This is a genomic window from Streptomyces africanus (genome assembly GCF_030816955.1).
In the GTDB taxonomy this organism is placed as follows: domain Bacteria; phylum Actinomycetota; class Actinomycetes; order Streptomycetales; family Streptomycetaceae; genus Streptomyces; species Streptomyces africanus.
This window is the reverse complement of sequence record NZ_JAUSYP010000001.1, coordinates 5,108,805-5,124,907: the sequence shown is the minus strand read 5'-3', so window position 1 is coordinate 5,124,907 and position 16,103 is coordinate 5,108,805. Positions and strand designations below refer to the sequence as shown.

Below are 16,103 nucleotides of genomic sequence, written 5' to 3'. Positions count from 1 at the left end.
CTCAGTCCCATTCCAGGCCGCCGCGCCGCCATACGTACGCGTACGCGACGAAGACGGTGAGCACGAAGAGCAGCATCTCCACGAGCCCGAAAATCCCCAGGGCGTCGAAGGTGACGGCCCAGGGGTAGAGGAAGACGATCTCGATGTCGAAGACGATGAAGAGCATCGCCGTCAGGTAGTACTTGATGGGGAAGCGCCCGCCGCCGGCCGGCGTGGGGGTCGGCTCGATCCCGCATTCGTAGGCCTCGAGCTTGGCCCGGTTGTACCGCTTGGGCCCGATCAACGTGGCCATGACCACGGAGAAGATCGCAAAGCCTGCCCCGAGGGCTCCCAGTACGAGGATGGGCGCATACGCGTTCACCGCTCCTCGCTCCTCTCAGTCGGCACTGACTGCTGGCGGTTTGCATCGGGCTCACATCCGCCCCACCTGTCCCGCGAACCCCGCCTGCCCCGGCGAAGATCGGGAACATGTGAAGCAGGTCACAAGCCCAACCGCGTGCATCTTATGCCCGACGCTCTGTGATCTGCGACACGGGGTATTGCACAAGCTTTGTGATCTCCACCACCTGACGATCGATCATGAAGTCGGATGAGCGGTGATCTTCACACCCGAAGCGTCCGAGTGATCACCAGAGGTGACATTTTGGCTCGTCAGCGCAGGCCGGAGGGGGCGTATCAATATCAAGAGAGTTCCCTTGCATGCAAATTGGCGAGGGACTCGATCTCTTGATAGAGGCGCGTTCACACCTCAGGGGGCATGCGGAGCGAGGTGTGGACGCGTGCATTCGTTCACGATCTTCGCGAGGCCGTGATCCGGTCGTGATCTCCGGCGCCGGACGCGTCCGCGACGGCGGCCGTTCCGTGACCTCCGTCACATGGATGAGAGGCGCATGAGAACGGGGCTTGGCCAATCAACCCCACCGATGGTAGGTGCGAGGCAATTCGGGCGTATTGATCAAAGGCCGTGATCACAGGCCGGTTACGGTGAGCCCGCAATGTCCGTTATGGCGTCAATAAAGGGCCTCGAGCGGGGGTTTTGGGGGCCCGGTTGAACAACTGTGGCGCAGCACACGTTTCTTGAAGATATGAAGGAGCCCCTGGTACCGGTTGTTCCCATGTCCCACACCGCTCACATACGCAGCCACCGGAAGCCCCGCCGCAGCGCGACCTCTTCGATCGCCCTGCGTGCCGGAGTTGCCGGTGGCGTTCTCAGCATGGCAGCGGCTGGTGCGTCGGCCTCGGCGAACGCCGCCGAGCCGGTGACGCAGACCATCGAACTGCCCACCCTGACGGCCGACCTGTCCGCTCAGGTCGCCCAGTCCGCCGCCGCCACCCAGCAGGCGGCCGCGAACTACGAACTGCGCGCCGAGCGTGACGCCGCCGCCGCCAAGGCCGCCGCGGAGGCCAAGAAGGACCTCGCCGAGGCCAAGAAGAAGGCGGAGGCCAAGAAGAAGGCCGCCGAGGCCGCCCGCAAGGCCGCCGCCGAGCGCGCCACGCGCAGCACCGAGCGCGCCACGCTCTCCGCCTCCGCGTCCGCCTCCACGTCGGTGTCGGCGCCCTCCAGCGGCAGCGTCGCGACCGTCATCGCCTTCCTGAAGGCTCAGGTGGGCGACGCTTACGTCATGGGCGCCACCGGTCCCAACGCCTGGGACTGCTCCTCGCTCGTGCAGGCCGCGTACAAGCAGGTTGGTGTGGACCTGCCGCGCGTCTCGCAGGACCAGTCGATGGCCGGCACGGACGTGCCGCTGTCCGACGTCCAGGTCGGCGACATCCTCTACTGGGGCGGCAAGGGCTCCGCGTACCACGTGGGTGTCTACATCGGTGACGGCCAGTACCTGGACGCGGCCAACCCGTCCAAGGGCGTCGTCATCCAGGACCTGTCGGGCTACCCGGCGTCGGGCGCCGTGCGCGTCCTCTGACCGCACGCATACGGGCTTGAGGGCCGCTGCCACTCGGGGGCAGCGGCCCTCCCGCCATGTCCGGGGGAAGGGCGAGGCGCCCTGCTGCCGCAGGAAGCCGCCGCGGCCCTCGCGAGGCCCTGCCCCTGGGCGACGGCCCCCGCGGCTCCCCTGGCGGCCGTGAGGAGGCGTCTGCGGGTACGGCCGGTCTGCCGCTGGGACCGCTGCGGGGGTTCTGCTGTGATGACTCCCCACAGCATCCTCATGCAGACAGGGAGAGACAGATGCCGAGCGTCTTCGTGCAAGGACGGCCCGTCGACTCGTACCCGAGGCTCGCGCCCGAGGCCCGGCGCGGGCAGGTCCGGCGGATCACCGAGGTCGGTGAGGAGGTCCTGCACAAGCCGTGCCGGGACGTCACCGAGTTCGGTCCGGACCTCGCCGCGCTGATCGACGACATGTTCCTGACGATGTACACCGCGGACGGTGCCGGACTCGCGGCGAACCAGGTCGGGGTCGACCTGCGGCTGTTCGTGTACGACTGCCCGGACGACGAGGGCGTGCGGCACGTCGGGCACCTCGTCAACCCGGTGCTGGAGCCGCTGGACGCCGCTCGCCGCAGGCTGCTCGACGAGGGCGAGGGCTGCCTGTCGGTGCCGGGCGCCACGATGGACGTACCGCGTCCGGACCGGGCCGTGGTGCGCGGGTACGACCGGGACGGCGAACCGCTCGTGATCGAGGGCACGGGCTACTTCGCCCGCTGCCTGGCGCACGAGACCGACCATGTGAACGGGCAGGTGTACCTGGACCGGCTGTCCGGGCGGGAACGCAAGGACGCGCTGCGGCAGATGGCGGACCGGCGCGAGGCGGTGTTCGCGCGCCGGGCCGCCAACATCGCGGCGCTGAGCGGCTGAGCGGGCCTTCGGCGCCGAAGGCCCGAGTGCCTGAAGGCCCGAAGGCCCTGGTGCCCGATCAGGCCTTCGGCGCCACCTTGCTCAGGCCGTTGATGATGCGGTCCATCGCGTCGCCGCCGGTCGGGTCGGTGAGGTTCGCGAGGAGCTTCAGCGTGAACCTCATCAGCATCGGGTGCGTGAGCCCGCGCTGGGCCGCGATCTGCATGACCTTCGGGTTGCCGATGAGCTTCACGAAGGCCCGGCCGAGCGTGTAGTAGCCGCCGTAGGTGTCCTTGAGGACGCGCGGGTAGCGCTGGAGGGCCATCTCACGGCCGGCCGGCGTCGCCCGCGCGTGCGCCTGCACGATGACGTCGGCGGCGAGCTGGCCGGATTCCATGGCGTAGGCGATGCCCTCGCCGTTGAAGGGGTTCACCAGGCCGCCGGCGTCGCCCACCAGCAACAGCCCCTTGGTGTAGTGGGGCTGGCGGTTGAAGGCCATGGGGAGGGCGGCGCCGCGGATGGGCCCGGTCATGTTGTCCGGGGTGTAGCCCCAGTCCTCCGGCATGGACGCGCACCAGGCCTTCAGGACCTCGCGCCAGTCCAGCTCCTTGAAGGAGTCGGAGGTGTTGAGGACGCCCAGACCGACGTTGGACGTGCCGTCGCCCATGCCGAAGATCCAGCCGTAGCCGGGCAGGAGACGGTCCACGGGGCCGCGGCGGTCCCACAGTTCCAGCCAGGACTCCAGGTAGTCGTCCTCGTGGCGCGGGCTGGTGAAGTACGTCCGTACGGCCACGCCCATCGGGCGGTCCTCGCGGCGGTGCAGGCCCATCGCGAGGGACAGGCGCGTGGAGTTGCCGTCGGCGGCCACGACGAGCGGGGCGCGGAAGGTGACCTCGCGCTTGTCCTCGCCGAGCTTGGCGTGCACACCGGTGATACGGCCCGTGCGGTCGTCCAGGATCGGCGCGCCCACGTTGCAGCGCTCGAACAGCCGGGCGCCCGCCTTCTGGGCCTGCCGGGCGAGCTGCTCGTCGAAATCGTCACGCTTGCGGACGAGGCCGTAGTCGGGGAAGGAGGCGAGATCCGGCCAGTCGAGCTGGAGCCGCACTCCCCCGCCGATGATCCTCAGGCCCTTGTTGCGCAGCCAGCCGGCCTCTTCCGAGATGTCGATGCCCATCGCCACGAGCTGCTTGACGGCGCGTGGGGTGAGGCCGTCGCCGCAGACCTTCTCGCGCGGGAACTCGGTCTTCTCCAGGAGCAGTACGTCGAGTCCGGCCTTGGCGAGGTGGTACGCGGTGGTGGAGCCGGCTGGCCCCGCGCCGACGACGATGACATCGGCGGTGTTTTCGGAGAGGGGCTCGGTCACGGCGGGATCTCCCCAAGGTTCGAAATCTGCGTGCCGACCGGCACTGGACAGGGGCAGTCTATTCAGCGCTCTTGATCACCCGGCTGAAGGGCTGCCACGCCCCCAGCCGGCCGGTGACGTTCCGTAGTCGACTGTCACAGAAAGACAGTGCGTGTACCGCGCCTGGTGGGCCTGATGGCCGTGGACGCGCGCGAGACGGCCCGGCTACAGGGCCTGCTCCTCACCACACCGGACCGGCCCGACCTCCCTCTCGCCGTCGTCGACTACGTCGTACGCCAGTACCCGCCCCCCGGCGCCGAGGTGCCGCGGGACTCGATGGTGTACGTGTGGTTCGACTTCGGCCCGGCGAGGGCGGCGGGGGCGTGCACGAGCCGCGGGTCCCGAAGCCGCCCAGGGGCGGTCTCGGGCGGGAGCTGGACGAGCCCGGCGACCCGTACCCGGCCCTCGAGCTCCCCCTGGGGATCAGCTGTCCTTGAAGCCCCGGTGCAGGGCGACGATTCCGCCGCTCAGATTGCGCCAGGCCACCCGCGACCAGCCGGCCTTGCCGAGCCGCTCGGCCAGGGCGGGCTGGTCGGGCCAGGCCCGGATGGACTCGGCGAGGTAGACGTAGGCGTCGGGGCTGGAGGAGACGGCCCGCGCCACCGGCGGCAGGGCGCGCATCAGGTACTCGGTGTAGACGGTGCGGAACGGCGCCCAGGTCGGGTGCGAGAACTCGCAGATCACGACCCGCCCGCCGGGCCGGGTCACCCGGTACATCTCGCGCAGGGCGGCGTCCGTGTCCTGCACGTTGCGCAGTCCGAAGGAGATGGTGACGGCGTCGAAGGTGTCGTCCCTGAAGGGGAGCCGCGTCGCGTCCCCGGCGGTGTAGGGCAGCCAGGGCTGCCGCTGCTTGCCGACCCGGAGCATGCCCTGGGAGAAGTCGCAGGGGACGACGTACGCGCCGGTGCGGGCGAAGGGCAGCGAGGACGTACCCGTGCCCGCCGCCAGATCGAGGACCTTCTGCGCGGGACGCGCGTCGACGGCCTTGGCGACCTCCTTGCGCCATCGCCGGTCCTGGCCGAGGGACAGCACGTCGTTGGTCAGGTCGTACCGTTCCGCCACGTCGTCGAACATCGAGGCGACTTCGTGCGGCTGCTTGTCCAGGGATGCGCGGGTCACGGGCCCATTGTTGCAGTACACCCGCCGGGGAGAAGCCGGGGCGTGCGCCGTGCCGACTGCGACGGCCTCCGCGTGATGCCCCGGCCCAGGAAGGCCTGGGACGCCTTTATGCGCCCTAAACTCGGATTTGCGCTTGATGTGAGACGTTTGCGGCCGGGAAACGTATGGGGTCTTGAACCCGCGGACACCGGCATACCGCGGACACCGGCATCAGCAGAACGGGAGCGTGCGCATGGGGAGTTACCGGAAACCGGCGGCTGTCGGGGTGGGCTGCCTGGTCGCCCTGGCCACCACGGGGTGCTCCGAACAGGCAGAACCGGTCGACCGGGCGGCACGCCCGGCCCCCTCGGCGACAGCCGCCCCCGGCACCTCGTCCCCCGCCGGGACCGGCACCGCGTACGCCCCGTACGTCAGCGCCACGGACGCCGCCGACACCGACTCGGCCGGCTCCCCGACGACGTACAACCTGGCCTTCGTCCTGGCCGACGGCGACGACTGCGCCCCGCGCTGGGACGGCGGTCACGCGATCGGTGACGCGGCGGTGAAGGCCCGGATATCCCGGCTGACGCAGAACGGCGGCCAGGTCCGGGTCTCCTTCGGCGGCGCCTCCGGCAGGGAACTCGCGGCCGTGTGCGACAGCGCGACGGAACTGGCGGCGGCGTACGGCAAGGCCCTCGACACGGCCGGTGCCACCCGGGCCGACTTCGACGTCGAGGGCGACGAGCTGGCCGACCCCGCCTCCGTCGTCCTGCGTTCGAAGGCGATCGCGCTGCTCCAGCGGGAACGGACGGATCTGGAGGTCTCCCTCACGCTCCCGGTCATGCCCTCGGGCCTGGGCAAGAAGAGCCTGGCGCTGCTCCGCTCCGCCTCCGACAACGGCGTCAAGGTCGCCACCGTCAACCTGATGACGATGAACTACGGCTCGTCGTTCGACGGCGACATGGGCGGCTACGCCCTCACGGCCGCCAGGGCCGCGCACACCCAGCTGAAGAAGGTCTTCGGCACCTCGGACGCGGAGGCCTGGAAGGGCATGGCGCTCACCTCGATGATCGGCGTCAACGACGTCGACGGCGAGACCTTCACGCTCGCCGACGCGGCCGAGGTCCGGGCCTTCGCCGAGGAGAAGGGCATCGGGTGGGTGTCCATGTGGTCGGCCCCGCGGGACCGGCAGTGCGCGGACGGCTCCGCGCCGGACCGGCCGGCGACCGATTGCAGTGGGGTGCGGCAGCGTCCGGGGGCGTTCGGGGAGGCGTTCGCGGGCTGACGGGCGGAGTGCCGGACCAACAGGGCGCTGATCAGCGCCGCCGGTGCACGAGCCGCCCCGCGCACACCGTCGCGACGCACTCCCCCGCCTCGTCGAAGACGGCGAGGTCGGCGCGTCCGGTCGGGACGATCGCGGTGTTGCGCGCACGCGGCAGGACGACGACGTCGTTGCGCTCGGCGGCGGACCGCAGTTCCGGCGAGTCGACGTACTCCTCCAGGACCGCGACCGCGCCGAGCTTCAGCACCTCGTGGACGCGTTCGCGCGGGCTCGGGGCGTCCGGGAGCGGACCCTCGTGGACCCGGGCGGGACCGAGGGTCCCGGGCCACCTGCGGACCCGGGCCCGGGGGAACGCCTCACGGACGTCGTCGAGTTTCCCGACGGCACCGATCCGGTCCCGCCCGACGGCCACGGCACCGCCCTTGACGGGCTCGGATTCCCAGGTGACGCGGACGGTCTCGGCCGTGTGAATGGTTTCCAACTACCTCTCCGCGGCCGCTCAGTTGGAGGCGAGCAGCTTCAGCTCGGGGTGAGCCGTGCCGCCCTCGATGGCCGTGGACGAGATGTGCGAGACCACGCGGTCGTCGACGGGGTCGTTCGCCGGGTCGTCGTGCACGACGAGGTGCTCGTACGTGGTCGACCGCTGCGCGGGCACCCGCCCGGCCTTCCGGATCAGGTCGATGATCTCCATCCGGTTGGACCGGTGCTTGGCGCCCGCGGAGGAGACGACGTTCTCCTCCAGCATGATCGAGCCGAGGTCGTCGGCACCGTAGTGCAGGGAGAGCTGCCCGACCTCCTTGCCCGTGGTCAGCCACGAGCCCTGGATGTGGGCGATGTTGTCCATGAACAGCCGCGCGATCGCGATCATCCGCAGGTACTCGAAGAGGGTCGCCTGCGTCCGGCCCTTCAGGTGGTTGTTCTCGGGCTGGTAGGTGTACGGGATGAAGGCGCGGAAGCCGCCCGTGCGGTCCTGGACGTCCCGGATCATCCGCAGGTGCTCGATGCGCTCGGCGTTGGTCTCGCCGGTGCCCATGAGCATGGTGGAGGTGGATTCGACGCCCAGGTTGTGGGCGATCTCCATGATCTCCAGCCAGCGTTCGCCGGACTCCTTCAGCGGGGCGATGGCCTTGCGGGGCCGCTCGGGCAGCAGCTCGGCACCGGCACCGGCGAAGGAGTCGAGCCCGGCGGCGTGGATGCGCCGGATGGCCTCCTCGACGCTCACGTTCGAGATCCGGGCCATGTGCTCGACCTCGGACGCCCCCAGGCTGTGGATGACCAGCTGCGGGAACTCCTTCTTGATCGCCGCGAAGTGCTTCTCGTAGTACTCGACGCCGTAGTCCGGGTGGTGTCCGCCCTGGAACATGATCTGGGTGCCACCCAGCTCGACCGTCTCGGCGCACCGGCGCAGGATGTCGTCCAGGTCCCGGGTCCAGCCCTTGGCGGTGTCCTTGGGGGCGGCGTAGAAGGCGCAGAACTTGCACGCCGTGACGCACACGTTCGTGTAGTTGATGTTGCGCTCGATGATGTACGTCGCGATGTGCTCGGTGCCGGCGTACCTGCGGCGGCGTACGGCGTCGGCCGCGGCGCCCAGCGCGTGCAGCGGGGCGTCCCGGTACAGCGCGAGCGCCTCGTCGGGGGTGATCCGCCCACCGGCGGCTGCACGGTCGAGGATGGGCTGAAGGTCGGCCTTCTCGGTCACCGGGCGTCCCTTTCGTAAGGGTTGTGGACGGACCAGCCCAGCGTACGCCAGCCGTTCGGGCCGCTGGACGTCAGGCCTTCGGGCCTGCGGGCATGGGGCTTCCGTGCTTTCGGGCTTTCGGGCGGCCCTGATGTCGTCAGGCCGCGAAGGCCCCGGCCAGGAGTCCGAGGAAGGCGCCGGAGATCAGGAACGGCCCGAAGGGGATGGCCGTCTTGCGCCCGGCCCGCCGCGCCACCACGAGGGCACCGCCGTACAGCGCGCCCAGCAGGAACCCGGCGAAGGTGCCGAGCATCACCGTCGGCCACCCGTACCAGCCGAGCACCGCCCCCGCGCCCAGGGCGAGCTTGACGTCGCCGAAGCCCATCCCCGCGGGGTTGATGAGGAACAGCACGAAGTAGCCGCCGCCCAGGGCCAGCGAGCCGAGCAGGGCGGTCGTCCACTCGCCCGCGTGCTCGGGCACGAGCGCGGTGAGGCCGAGCAGGACGAGCGCGGCCGCGGCGAAGGGGAGCGTGAGCGGGTCGGGCAGCCGCCGCACCCGGAAGTCGACGGCCGTCAGCAGCACTCCGACGGGCGCGAGCAGCAGCCAGACGCCGAGCTCGGGCCGGGTGCCGGTGGCGGCGGCGAGGGCGGCGCAGACGAGGGCGGTGGCGATCACCAGCGGTGCCGTACGCGGCCCGTATCCGGCCTCCTCGCGCTCTGCGCCCTCCGCGCCTTCCGCGCACTCCGGGCACGAGGCCCGTCCCAGCCAGCCCTTGAGCCGGCCCTTGAGGGCGTGCCCGCCGGGGCACCGCTCCCGCCAGGGCTCCCCGGAGGGGGCCGAGAACCGGTAGGCCGCGCGCGGCAGCAACGCGCCCGCCGCCGCGCCCCACAGCGCGGCGGCGACGGCCAGGACCCCGGTGTTCATCCCACCGCGGCGATCGCGTCGCGCCACGTCGGCAGCAGCTCGTCGAGCAGTGCCTCGGTGCGCGGCGGCAGGCCGCGGGCCCCGCTGCGGCCGATGAGATCGGTGGCGAGCGCGGTCAGCTTGGACGTGTCGCCGGTGGCGTGGGTGGCGCGCAGCAGCTCGTGCCACAGGCGCTCGTCGGCCGGGGCGGTGCGCAGGGCCGCGTTGAGGGCCTCGATGGCCTTCTCGGCGCGGTTCTTCTCCATGTGGAACTCGCACAGCGCGAGCCCGGTGTCCGCGACGAGCAGCGGCAGCTGGGCGTCGACGATCTCGTGGGTGAGCCACCGGTAGCGGCCCTCGGGCCGGTCGGCGAGCAGCGGCCCGCGCACCAGCACCAGCGCGTCGGTGAGCAGCCGCCCGCGCACGGCCCGGCTGCCGACGCCCTTGCCCTGCGTGGCCTCGTGGTAGAGGGACCGCAGCACGTCCAGGTCGGAGACGACGGACTTGGCGAGGGTGAGCCGCCCGGTCGCGTCCCTGCCGAGGCGGGGCGTGCCGTCGGGGTCGGCGCCGAGCCAGTCGCGCAGCCGGTCCAGGAGCGCGTCCCGTACGTCGTCGGTGACGCCGCGCGGCCACAGAGCGGAGGACAGCACGCGCGGGTGCACGCCCTCGCGGTGCAGGAGCAGCAGGGCGAGCGCCTCGTGCAGCAGGGCGCTGCGCTCCCCGTCCGGGGTGTCGAGACCGATGATCTCGTAGGGCCCGACGAGCCGGGCGTAGACGGCCGGCCGGCCCTGCTCGCTGATGTCGACGAGGAACGGCGGGGTGTTCGCGGGCCTGTTGGATTCGCGCTCCGGGTCCGCCTCGACGAACAGCTCGACCACGGCCCGCTGCTGCGCGACCGGCAGCAACTGGGCGTCGAGTTCGAGCCCGAGGAGGGGCGCGAGCAGCTTGCCCTGGCCGGTGATCTCCATCTCCCAGGCGGCGCCCGGCAGGTCGCCGGTCTCGGTGCCGACGAGGTAGCCGATGCCGAGCCGACTGGCGTCGGCGGCGAGTTCGGCGAGCTTGACGGCGTCCTCGGCGGACGGCTGGGCGGCGAGCAGGACCAGGTGCGGGGCCCAGCGGGTGTGCTGGGCGGGCCCGGTGCGCCCGGTGAGGACGGAGTCGTGCCCGGCGGCGCCCAGCGCTCCGCGCCGCTGCCGCGTCTCGGCCTCCATGGTCTCGACGAGCGCCTCGATGTCCTCCAGGTGCCGGATCCGGTTGGGGGCGAGGGGGGTGAGGTCCTGCCCGAAGCCGACGAGCGTGATGGTCATGCGGTCGGACCACCCGTTGGTCGCCAGCTCGGCGGCGACGGACGCGAAGACGGCGGCCCGGTCGGCCTCCCGGCCGGAGAGAGAGACGATGCCGGGCACGGCCTCCAGGTTGAGCAGCAGCCGCGAGTCGTCCATGGTGCCGAGGCTGACGAGCCCCGGGTAGGGCGCGGCCGTGTCGACGTCCTCGTAGCGCTCTGCATCCGTCCGGGCCAGCATCCAGAAGGTCTGGTCCTGCCCCTGCTGCCAGGGGGCGGGCGGCTTTCCGGCGGGCTGGGCGAGCTGGAGGTGCAGATCGCCGTTGCTGAGCCAGGCGGCGTACACGACGGGCAGCGCGCGCGACTCCTCGGCGAGGGAGGCGGCGAGGCCGCGCAGGCTCCGGTCGAGCAGCCGCACGCCCTCGGGGTCGGCGCCGACGAGCAGCGCGTCCTGAACGTCCTGCGCGTCCCCGCTCGGCGTGGGCGGCTCCATACCGCGCCGCCCGCCGACGGCCCCGAACGCCGACTGCCACAGCGCCTGCCGGCGCCGCCGCCCCAGGGCGCCGAGGAGTCCGGCGGCGAGGAGGGGTGCGGTGAGAAGGGCCTCGGGCAGACCGAAGGAGCTGTCGGACTCGGCGTCGACGCCGGTGGCCTGCTGGTGGCCGGCGTCGTGGGCGGGCCGCTGCTGCTCGGGGACGGACACCTGAGTGGCACCGCCACCGGTGTGCTCGTGTCCACCGCCCTGGGCGCCCGAGCCCCCTCCGCCCTGGGCGTGGTCCCCGGTCAGGGCGTAATCGCTGATCTGCTGCTGCACGTCGGGCGACACGTTGGGCGCCTCGTCGGGCATCTCGACGAGCTCGCCGCCGCGCGCGTCGCCCGGCATCTCCATGATCCATCCGGGCCGGATGAGGCTGGCCTCGGAGAGCTTGGAACCGTCCGGCTGGATGCGGTCCTTGTTGAGCTCGAAGATCTCCTTGTAACGACGCCCGTCACCGAGGTGCCGTTCCGCTATCTCCCACAGGGAGTCGTGGTGACGTCCCTCGGGCGGCTGGATCCGGTAATACTTCGTGTCGCCCTGCTTGGCGGTGCTGCCACCGGCGTCGGCGTGCGAGGCGGCGTGCGAGGCCTGGTCGGCGAGGGCGGCCGCGGTGTCGGCGGCCTGCTCCTGCTGCTGGGCGAAGAAACCCGGGGTCTGCTGGGCCGCGGCGACGGTGGGCTTCTGATTGGCGTCGTAGCCGCTCTGGCCGAGCTGCGACAGCCCGGGCGCGAAGCTGGCCGCGGTGGCGCCGACGAGCAGCAGCGCGGCGACGAGCTGCCGGGCGAGCAACTGACTGGGCCCGGCGCCCGGCACCCGCCCCGGCACCCCGACACCGGACAGCGCGGCCTTCATCTCCACGAGCACGCAGGCGGTGAACTGGGCCCACGCGAGCCACACCACGACGGTCAGGATGTTCAGGAACGTCTGAACGGTGATCTCTTGCTGAAGCCAGTCGAGGCTCGGCACCCCGTTCGGCAACGGCCACCCGATCTGAGTGGCCAGCGCGCCGGGCACGCCGACGAGGAGCACGGCCAGGGCGACGAACGCGAAGAACGCCTTGACGAAGTCCCCGAACGACCGCCGCCGGATCCTCACCGGCTGCGGCGTCCGATTCCTCGGGGCCGTCGTCGGGGCCGTCGTTCCCGTCGTACTTCCCGTCGAGCTTGACGAGCTGGAGGTGCGGCGTCGCGGCATGGCGGGTGTCCTGGGGTCGTGTGTGAGTGCGGTGAGACGAACTGGGGGCCGAGAGGTGTGCTGAGCCTACAGAGATCTTATGGACTCTTATTGAGGTCGTCGAAGGGCACGGGGAACGAACGGCGTTGACGTCCGATTTGCCCCGCAGACCGCATGCGGTTGACCCGGCAACCGAGGGGCCGCGAGCCCCCTTCGCGACTGCCACGCACACTCCTCACACGCTCCACACAATCCCCCATGGTCACCTACGGGGCCCAAACAGCCCCTGATAGCTTCGTTCCCTGTCGCACACGCCGAACCTCGGGGGAGAAATCGTGGCCCGCCGCGCTCTGACCACCACAGCTGCCGCGTTCGCCGCAACGGCGGCGCTGCTGCTCACCGCATGCGGCGGAGGCGGAGACGACAAGTCGCCGGACGACATCAAGGGGGCGGACAGCGGGTCGAGCAGCCCGTCGGCCTCCGCGTCCGGCTCTGCGGGCGCCGACCGTCCGGACGTCAGCGTGCCGAAGGATCTGAAGCTGGTCTTCGACTTCGACGAGCCGTCCGATGCGAAGCATGCGGCAGCGCTCGCCGACGCCGAGAACTACATCCGCGCGCTGAAGCACGGCATCGCCGCGCAGGATCCGAACGATCCGGCGTACCGGTTCTATTCGGCGGCCCAGGCCGCCCAGTACGCCAAGTCGCAGATCGAGGCGTGGGTGAAGGGCGGATACACCGTCTACGGGACGGACAAGTACTACGACGACGAAGTCACCACCATGAGTGACGGCAAGGGCGTCCTCGTCTCGTTCTGCCGGAACCAGGCCAAGTCCTTCAGCAAGGAGACCAAGACCGGAAAGGTCCACTACACGGACGAGAACCTGGACAGCTACCAGAAGTTCAGGCTGCTCATGGCGCCCCCGTCCGGCGACTCCGAAGTCTGGCGCGCTGCGAACATCGAGGTCATCGGCAAGGCGAAGGAATGCCGGTGACGGTGCCTTCACGACGGACGGCGCTTCAGGGTGCCGCAGTGGCCACGGCGGCGGTTCTGTGGGCTGCCGGAGCCGCTCACGCAAACGACCTCACCGGGAACACGACCAGTCCTTCGCCTGGTTCGAGCCCGTCGGGCAACGCGAACGACCAGGAACTCTCCGCCGCCGTCACGTCCTCCCGGATCAAGGTCAGTCAGGTCAGTGGCCCTACCGGCGGCAAGCAGGGCACCCTCTCGTCGACGGACGTGACCTGGGAGCCGCCGCCCTGCTGGTACGAGCCCGTCTACACGCCGGAGCAGCTCAAGAAGTTCTCGGAGACGGGGCTCGCCCTCGGGCATGTCAGCCCCCACGCGTCCTGGGGCGGCCAGAAGCTGTGGACGGATCACTACCGGGACGGCAAGGACGCCTACAACTACGAGGACGGCTCCCTCATCACCCGCAAGGGCTACGACAACTACAACCTCGGCAAGGAGGGTTACTTCTGGCGGGGGGTAGCCCGCGACCTGGAGGACCCGGACTCGTACGGCTGCGAACGCGTCATGTTCTGGCAGAACGCCGGCGAGATCCCCGACGTACCGAACGCCCCCACGGCCGAAACGCTCGCCGAGTACGCCTACGACAAGGTCAAGGTCCCGGACACGGAGATCGACCTGAAGCCGGCGGCCAGATCCACGGTGAACCTGCCGACCTGGGTCTGGCTGGACAAGGGCACCTTCAAGGACGTCAAGGTCCGCGCCGAACTCCCCAACACGGGCCTGTGGGCCGAGACGACGGCCAAGCCGATCGCCCTCCACCTTGAGCCCGGCACCGAGGACGCCGAGACCTTCCCGGCCTCCGGCAACTGCGAGATCAACGAGGACGGCTCCATCGGCACCCCCTACACCAAGGGCGACGCCGACAAGACCCCGCCCTGCGGCATCCGCTACCTCCGCGCCACGAACGGCACCCCGTACCAGTTGAAGGCCAGCATCACCTGGCAGATCTCATGGGAGGGCACGGGCGGCGCGAACGGTGACCTCCCGGACGGCACGTTCGAAACGACCCAGGACATGAACGTCCAGGAGATCCAGTCGATCAACCGCTGACGCGACGCCCAGTCGTTCGCAACCGCCACGCCACACTCCTCACGGTCCCCACACAATCCACCACTGCCTCTCAAGGGGCCATTACCCGCCCCTGATAGCTTCGTTCTCTGCCGCACACATCGGACGATGATCGAACCCCGGGGGAGAAGGCCAGTGGCCCGCCGCGCTCTGAAAACGACAGCCGCCACGCTCACCGCTACAACGGCACTGCTGCTCACCGCATGCGGCGGAGGCGGCGACGACTCGTCGGACGACATCAAGGGCGCGGATGCAGGGTCGAGCCCGTCGGCTTCGGCATCCACGTCGACGCCGTCCGGCCCCAAGCGCCCTAAGATCACCCTCCCGAGCAGCTTCCGGCTGACCTTTGAGAACTGGACGAGCAGCGACCCCGACGAGCAGGCCGTACTCAACGACGGCAAGGAACAGCTCCGAGCCGGCTACGCGGCGATCATCGAGAACAAGCCCGCCGGCGGTGACGCCCTCGCCTTCTACGACACGGAAGCTGGTCTCTCCCAGGATCGTGAGTGGATCAAGTCCTATACAGGCAAGAACGTCACCGTCATCGGCGAGCTTCCTGTCTTCGATCCTCAGGCCACACTCTTCGCGAAGAAGACCAAGGCCCAACTCAGGTACTGCACGGACGAGAGCAAGGCACAGACCAAGAACCGCAAGACGGGCGAGGTCGTCGGTAACCCTGCAGGGACTGACCCCCAAGTCGCCTATGTCGTCACGATGCAGAAGAGCGAGCAGGGCGTGTGGCAGACCGTGTCCACGAACTCGAAGAGGGGCGGTTGCTCCTGATGACGTGGCGCAAGGAGGCCCTGTCCACGATCGTTGCGACGGCTCTTGCGGCCGCCCTCTCCACTACATCGGCTCATGCCATCGGCGTGGGAAACGACAAGAAGCCGTCCGGTGGCAACACCACCGGGAATGCCGGTAGCAACGGCACCCTGTCGGCTTCCGTCTCCAACATCAAGCTCACGTATCCGAGCGGTGGGGGCGGCGACGGCAAGCAGGGCAACCTCGGCACGGTCGATCCCAACTGGAAGCCGCCTGCCTGTTGGTACGAGCCCGCCTTCACTCCTGAGCAGTTGAAGCACTTCGTGGACACGGACAGCGGCGGTGACGTCGGCATCCACGAGTCCTGGTGGGGCAAGGGGCTCTGGACCGACCACTACCGAGACGGCAAGCCGGCGGACAACTTCGACATGCACGCGCCGACGAACAGCACCGCCGAGGGCTACAAGAACTACAACCTCAGCAAGGACGGCTACTTCTGGCGCGGTGTCGCACCCGACCCCAACGACTCGGAGTCCTGGGACTGCGGCCGCATCATGTTCTGGGTGGACGCCGGAAAGGTCCCGGACGATCCGAACACGCCCACTCCGAAGACGCTCGCCGAGTACGCCTACAACAAGGTCAAGGTCCCGGACACGGAGATCGACCTGAAGCCGGAGGCCAAGTCCACGGTCAACCTGCCGACCTGGGTCTGGCTGGACAAGGGCACCTTCAAGGACGTCAAGGTCCGCGCCGAACTCCCCAACACGGGCCTGTGGGCCGAGACGACGGCCAAGCCGGTCGCCCTCCACCTTGAGCCCGGCACCGAGGACGCCGAGACCTTCCCCGCCTCCGGCAACTGCGAGATCAACGAGGACGGCTCCATCGGCACCCCCTACACCAAGGGCGACGCCGACAAGACCCCGCCCTGCGGCATCCGCTACCTCCGCGCCACGAACGGCACCCCGTACCAACTCTCCGCCAGCGTCACCTGGCAGATCACTTGGGAGGGCTCCGACGGCACCGGCGGCGACCTGCCCGACGGCACCTTCGAGACCACCCAGGACATGAACGTCCAGGAGATCCAGTCGATCAACCGCTGAG

The 16,103-nt window shown here is 70.1% G+C and carries 14 protein-coding genes and 1 pseudogene; 8 read left to right on the top strand and 7 right to left on the bottom strand.

The features are described 5' to 3' along the window. Position 1: 1 nt before the first annotated feature. Positions 2-361, bottom strand: a complete 360-nt coding sequence (locus QF034_RS23875) for an NADH-quinone oxidoreductase subunit A (protein ID WP_003992243.1) — start codon at positions 359-361, stop codon at positions 2-4. A gap of 724 nt (positions 362-1,085) precedes the next feature. On the opposite strand from QF034_RS23875, the gene QF034_RS23870 reads away from it, so the two are divergent. After that, the gene (locus QF034_RS23870) at positions 1,086-1,919 is read left to right on the top strand and encodes a C40 family peptidase (protein ID WP_086562796.1); all 834 of its coding nucleotides are present in this window, start codon (positions 1,086-1,088) and stop codon (positions 1,917-1,919) included. Between the two features lie 263 nt (positions 1,920-2,182). Then, entirely contained in the window at positions 2,183-2,809 is a 627-nt protein-coding gene (def, locus tag QF034_RS23865) for a peptide deformylase (RefSeq protein WP_307176875.1), read from the top strand. 58 nt (positions 2,810-2,867) lie between these two features. Here the strand turns inward: def and QF034_RS23860 are convergent, their stop codons facing one another. Beyond that, positions 2,868-4,151 (bottom strand): geranylgeranyl reductase family protein, encoded by a 1,284-nt coding sequence (locus QF034_RS23860; RefSeq protein ID WP_307176874.1) that lies wholly within the window; start codon positions 4,149-4,151, stop codon positions 2,868-2,870. A 174-nt stretch (positions 4,152-4,325) separates the two neighbouring features. On the opposite strand from QF034_RS23860, the pseudogene QF034_RS23855 reads away from it, so the two are divergent. Next, a pseudogene (locus QF034_RS23855) lies at positions 4,326-4,627 on the top strand (PASTA domain-containing protein). On the opposite strand, the gene QF034_RS23850 reads toward QF034_RS23855, so the two are convergent. Continuing rightward, positions 4,614-5,309: a demethylmenaquinone methyltransferase gene (locus tag QF034_RS23850; protein WP_307176873.1), complete on the bottom strand. Its 696-nt coding sequence runs from the start codon at positions 5,307-5,309 to the stop codon at positions 4,614-4,616. The pseudogene QF034_RS23855 and the gene QF034_RS23850 overlap by 14 nt on opposite strands. Before the next feature lie 232 nt (positions 5,310-5,541). Here QF034_RS23850 and QF034_RS23845 point away from each other — a divergent pair, with 232 nt between their 5' ends. Continuing rightward, complete coding sequence (locus QF034_RS23845; protein ID WP_307176872.1) at positions 5,542-6,573, top strand: chitinase; 1,032 nt, start codon at positions 5,542-5,544, stop codon at positions 6,571-6,573. A 31-nt stretch (positions 6,574-6,604) separates the two neighbouring features. On the opposite strand, the gene QF034_RS23840 is transcribed toward QF034_RS23845, so the two are convergent. The 4 genes from QF034_RS23840 to QF034_RS23825 form a co-directional block, all read right to left on the bottom strand. Next, positions 6,605-7,051, bottom strand: coding sequence for a hypothetical protein (locus QF034_RS23840; protein WP_307176871.1), 447 nt, complete (start codon positions 7,049-7,051; stop codon positions 6,605-6,607). A gap of 18 nt (positions 7,052-7,069) precedes the next feature. Continuing rightward, positions 7,070-8,269, bottom strand: a complete 1,200-nt coding sequence (gene mqnC / locus QF034_RS23835) for a cyclic dehypoxanthinyl futalosine synthase (RefSeq protein WP_307176870.1) — start codon at positions 8,267-8,269, stop codon at positions 7,070-7,072. A gap of 136 nt (positions 8,270-8,405) precedes the next feature. Continuing rightward, positions 8,406-9,173 carry a prepilin peptidase gene (locus QF034_RS23830; RefSeq protein ID WP_307176869.1) on the bottom strand — a complete coding sequence of 256 codons (768 nt, stop codon included), beginning with the start codon at positions 9,171-9,173 and terminating at the stop codon, positions 8,406-8,408. Then, the gene (locus QF034_RS23825; protein WP_307176868.1) at positions 9,170-12,166 is read right to left on the bottom strand and encodes a BTAD domain-containing putative transcriptional regulator; all 2,997 of its coding nucleotides are present in this window, start codon (positions 12,164-12,166) and stop codon (positions 9,170-9,172) included. Before QF034_RS23825 ends, QF034_RS23830 begins: the two co-directional genes overlap by 4 nt. 314 nt (positions 12,167-12,480) lie before the next feature. On the opposite strand from QF034_RS23825, the gene QF034_RS23820 reads away from it, so the two are divergent. From QF034_RS23820 to QF034_RS23805, 4 genes are all read left to right on the top strand, one after another. Then, complete coding sequence (locus QF034_RS23820; RefSeq protein WP_307176867.1) at positions 12,481-13,137, top strand: hypothetical protein; 657 nt, start codon at positions 12,481-12,483, stop codon at positions 13,135-13,137. Then, a complete protein-coding gene (locus tag QF034_RS23815; protein ID WP_307176866.1) occupies positions 13,128-14,222 on the top strand; it encodes a hypothetical protein in 1,095 nt (364 codons plus the stop codon). The genes QF034_RS23820 and QF034_RS23815 overlap by 10 nt, the downstream gene beginning before the upstream one ends. Positions 14,223-14,348: 126 nt before the next feature. Further along, complete coding sequence (locus tag QF034_RS23810; protein WP_307176865.1) at positions 14,349-15,023, top strand: hypothetical protein; 675 nt, start codon at positions 14,349-14,351, stop codon at positions 15,021-15,023. After that, the gene (locus tag QF034_RS23805; protein WP_370880962.1) at positions 15,023-16,102 is read left to right on the top strand and encodes a hypothetical protein; all 1,080 of its coding nucleotides are present in this window, start codon (positions 15,023-15,025) and stop codon (positions 16,100-16,102) included. The genes QF034_RS23810 and QF034_RS23805 overlap by 1 nt, the downstream gene beginning before the upstream one ends. Position 16,103: the final 1 nt, after the last annotated feature.

Excerpts from the sequence above, each read along its gene's own strand:
- QF034_RS23845 (WP_307176872.1), top strand. The coding sequence starts at position 5,542 with ATGGGGAGTTACCGGAAACCGGCGGCTGTCGGGGTGGGCTGCCTGGTC.
- QF034_RS23825 (WP_307176868.1), bottom strand. The coding sequence starts at position 12,166 with ATGCCGCGACGCCGCACCTCCAGCTCGTCAAGCTCGACGGGAAGTACG.
- QF034_RS23805 (WP_370880962.1), top strand. The coding sequence starts at position 15,023 with ATGACGTGGCGCAAGGAGGCCCTGTCCACGATCGTTGCGACGGCTCTT.
- QF034_RS23830 (WP_307176869.1), bottom strand. The coding sequence starts at position 9,173 with ATGAACACCGGGGTCCTGGCCGTCGCCGCCGCGCTGTGGGGCGCGGCG.
- QF034_RS23815 (WP_307176866.1), top strand. The coding sequence starts at position 13,128 with ATGCCGGTGACGGTGCCTTCACGACGGACGGCGCTTCAGGGTGCCGCA.
- QF034_RS23810 (WP_307176865.1), top strand. The coding sequence starts at position 14,349 with ATGATCGAACCCCGGGGGAGAAGGCCAGTGGCCCGCCGCGCTCTGAAA.
- QF034_RS23870 (WP_086562796.1), top strand. The coding sequence starts at position 1,086 with ATGAAGGAGCCCCTGGTACCGGTTGTTCCCATGTCCCACACCGCTCAC.
- def (WP_307176875.1), top strand. The coding sequence starts at position 2,183 with ATGCCGAGCGTCTTCGTGCAAGGACGGCCCGTCGACTCGTACCCGAGG.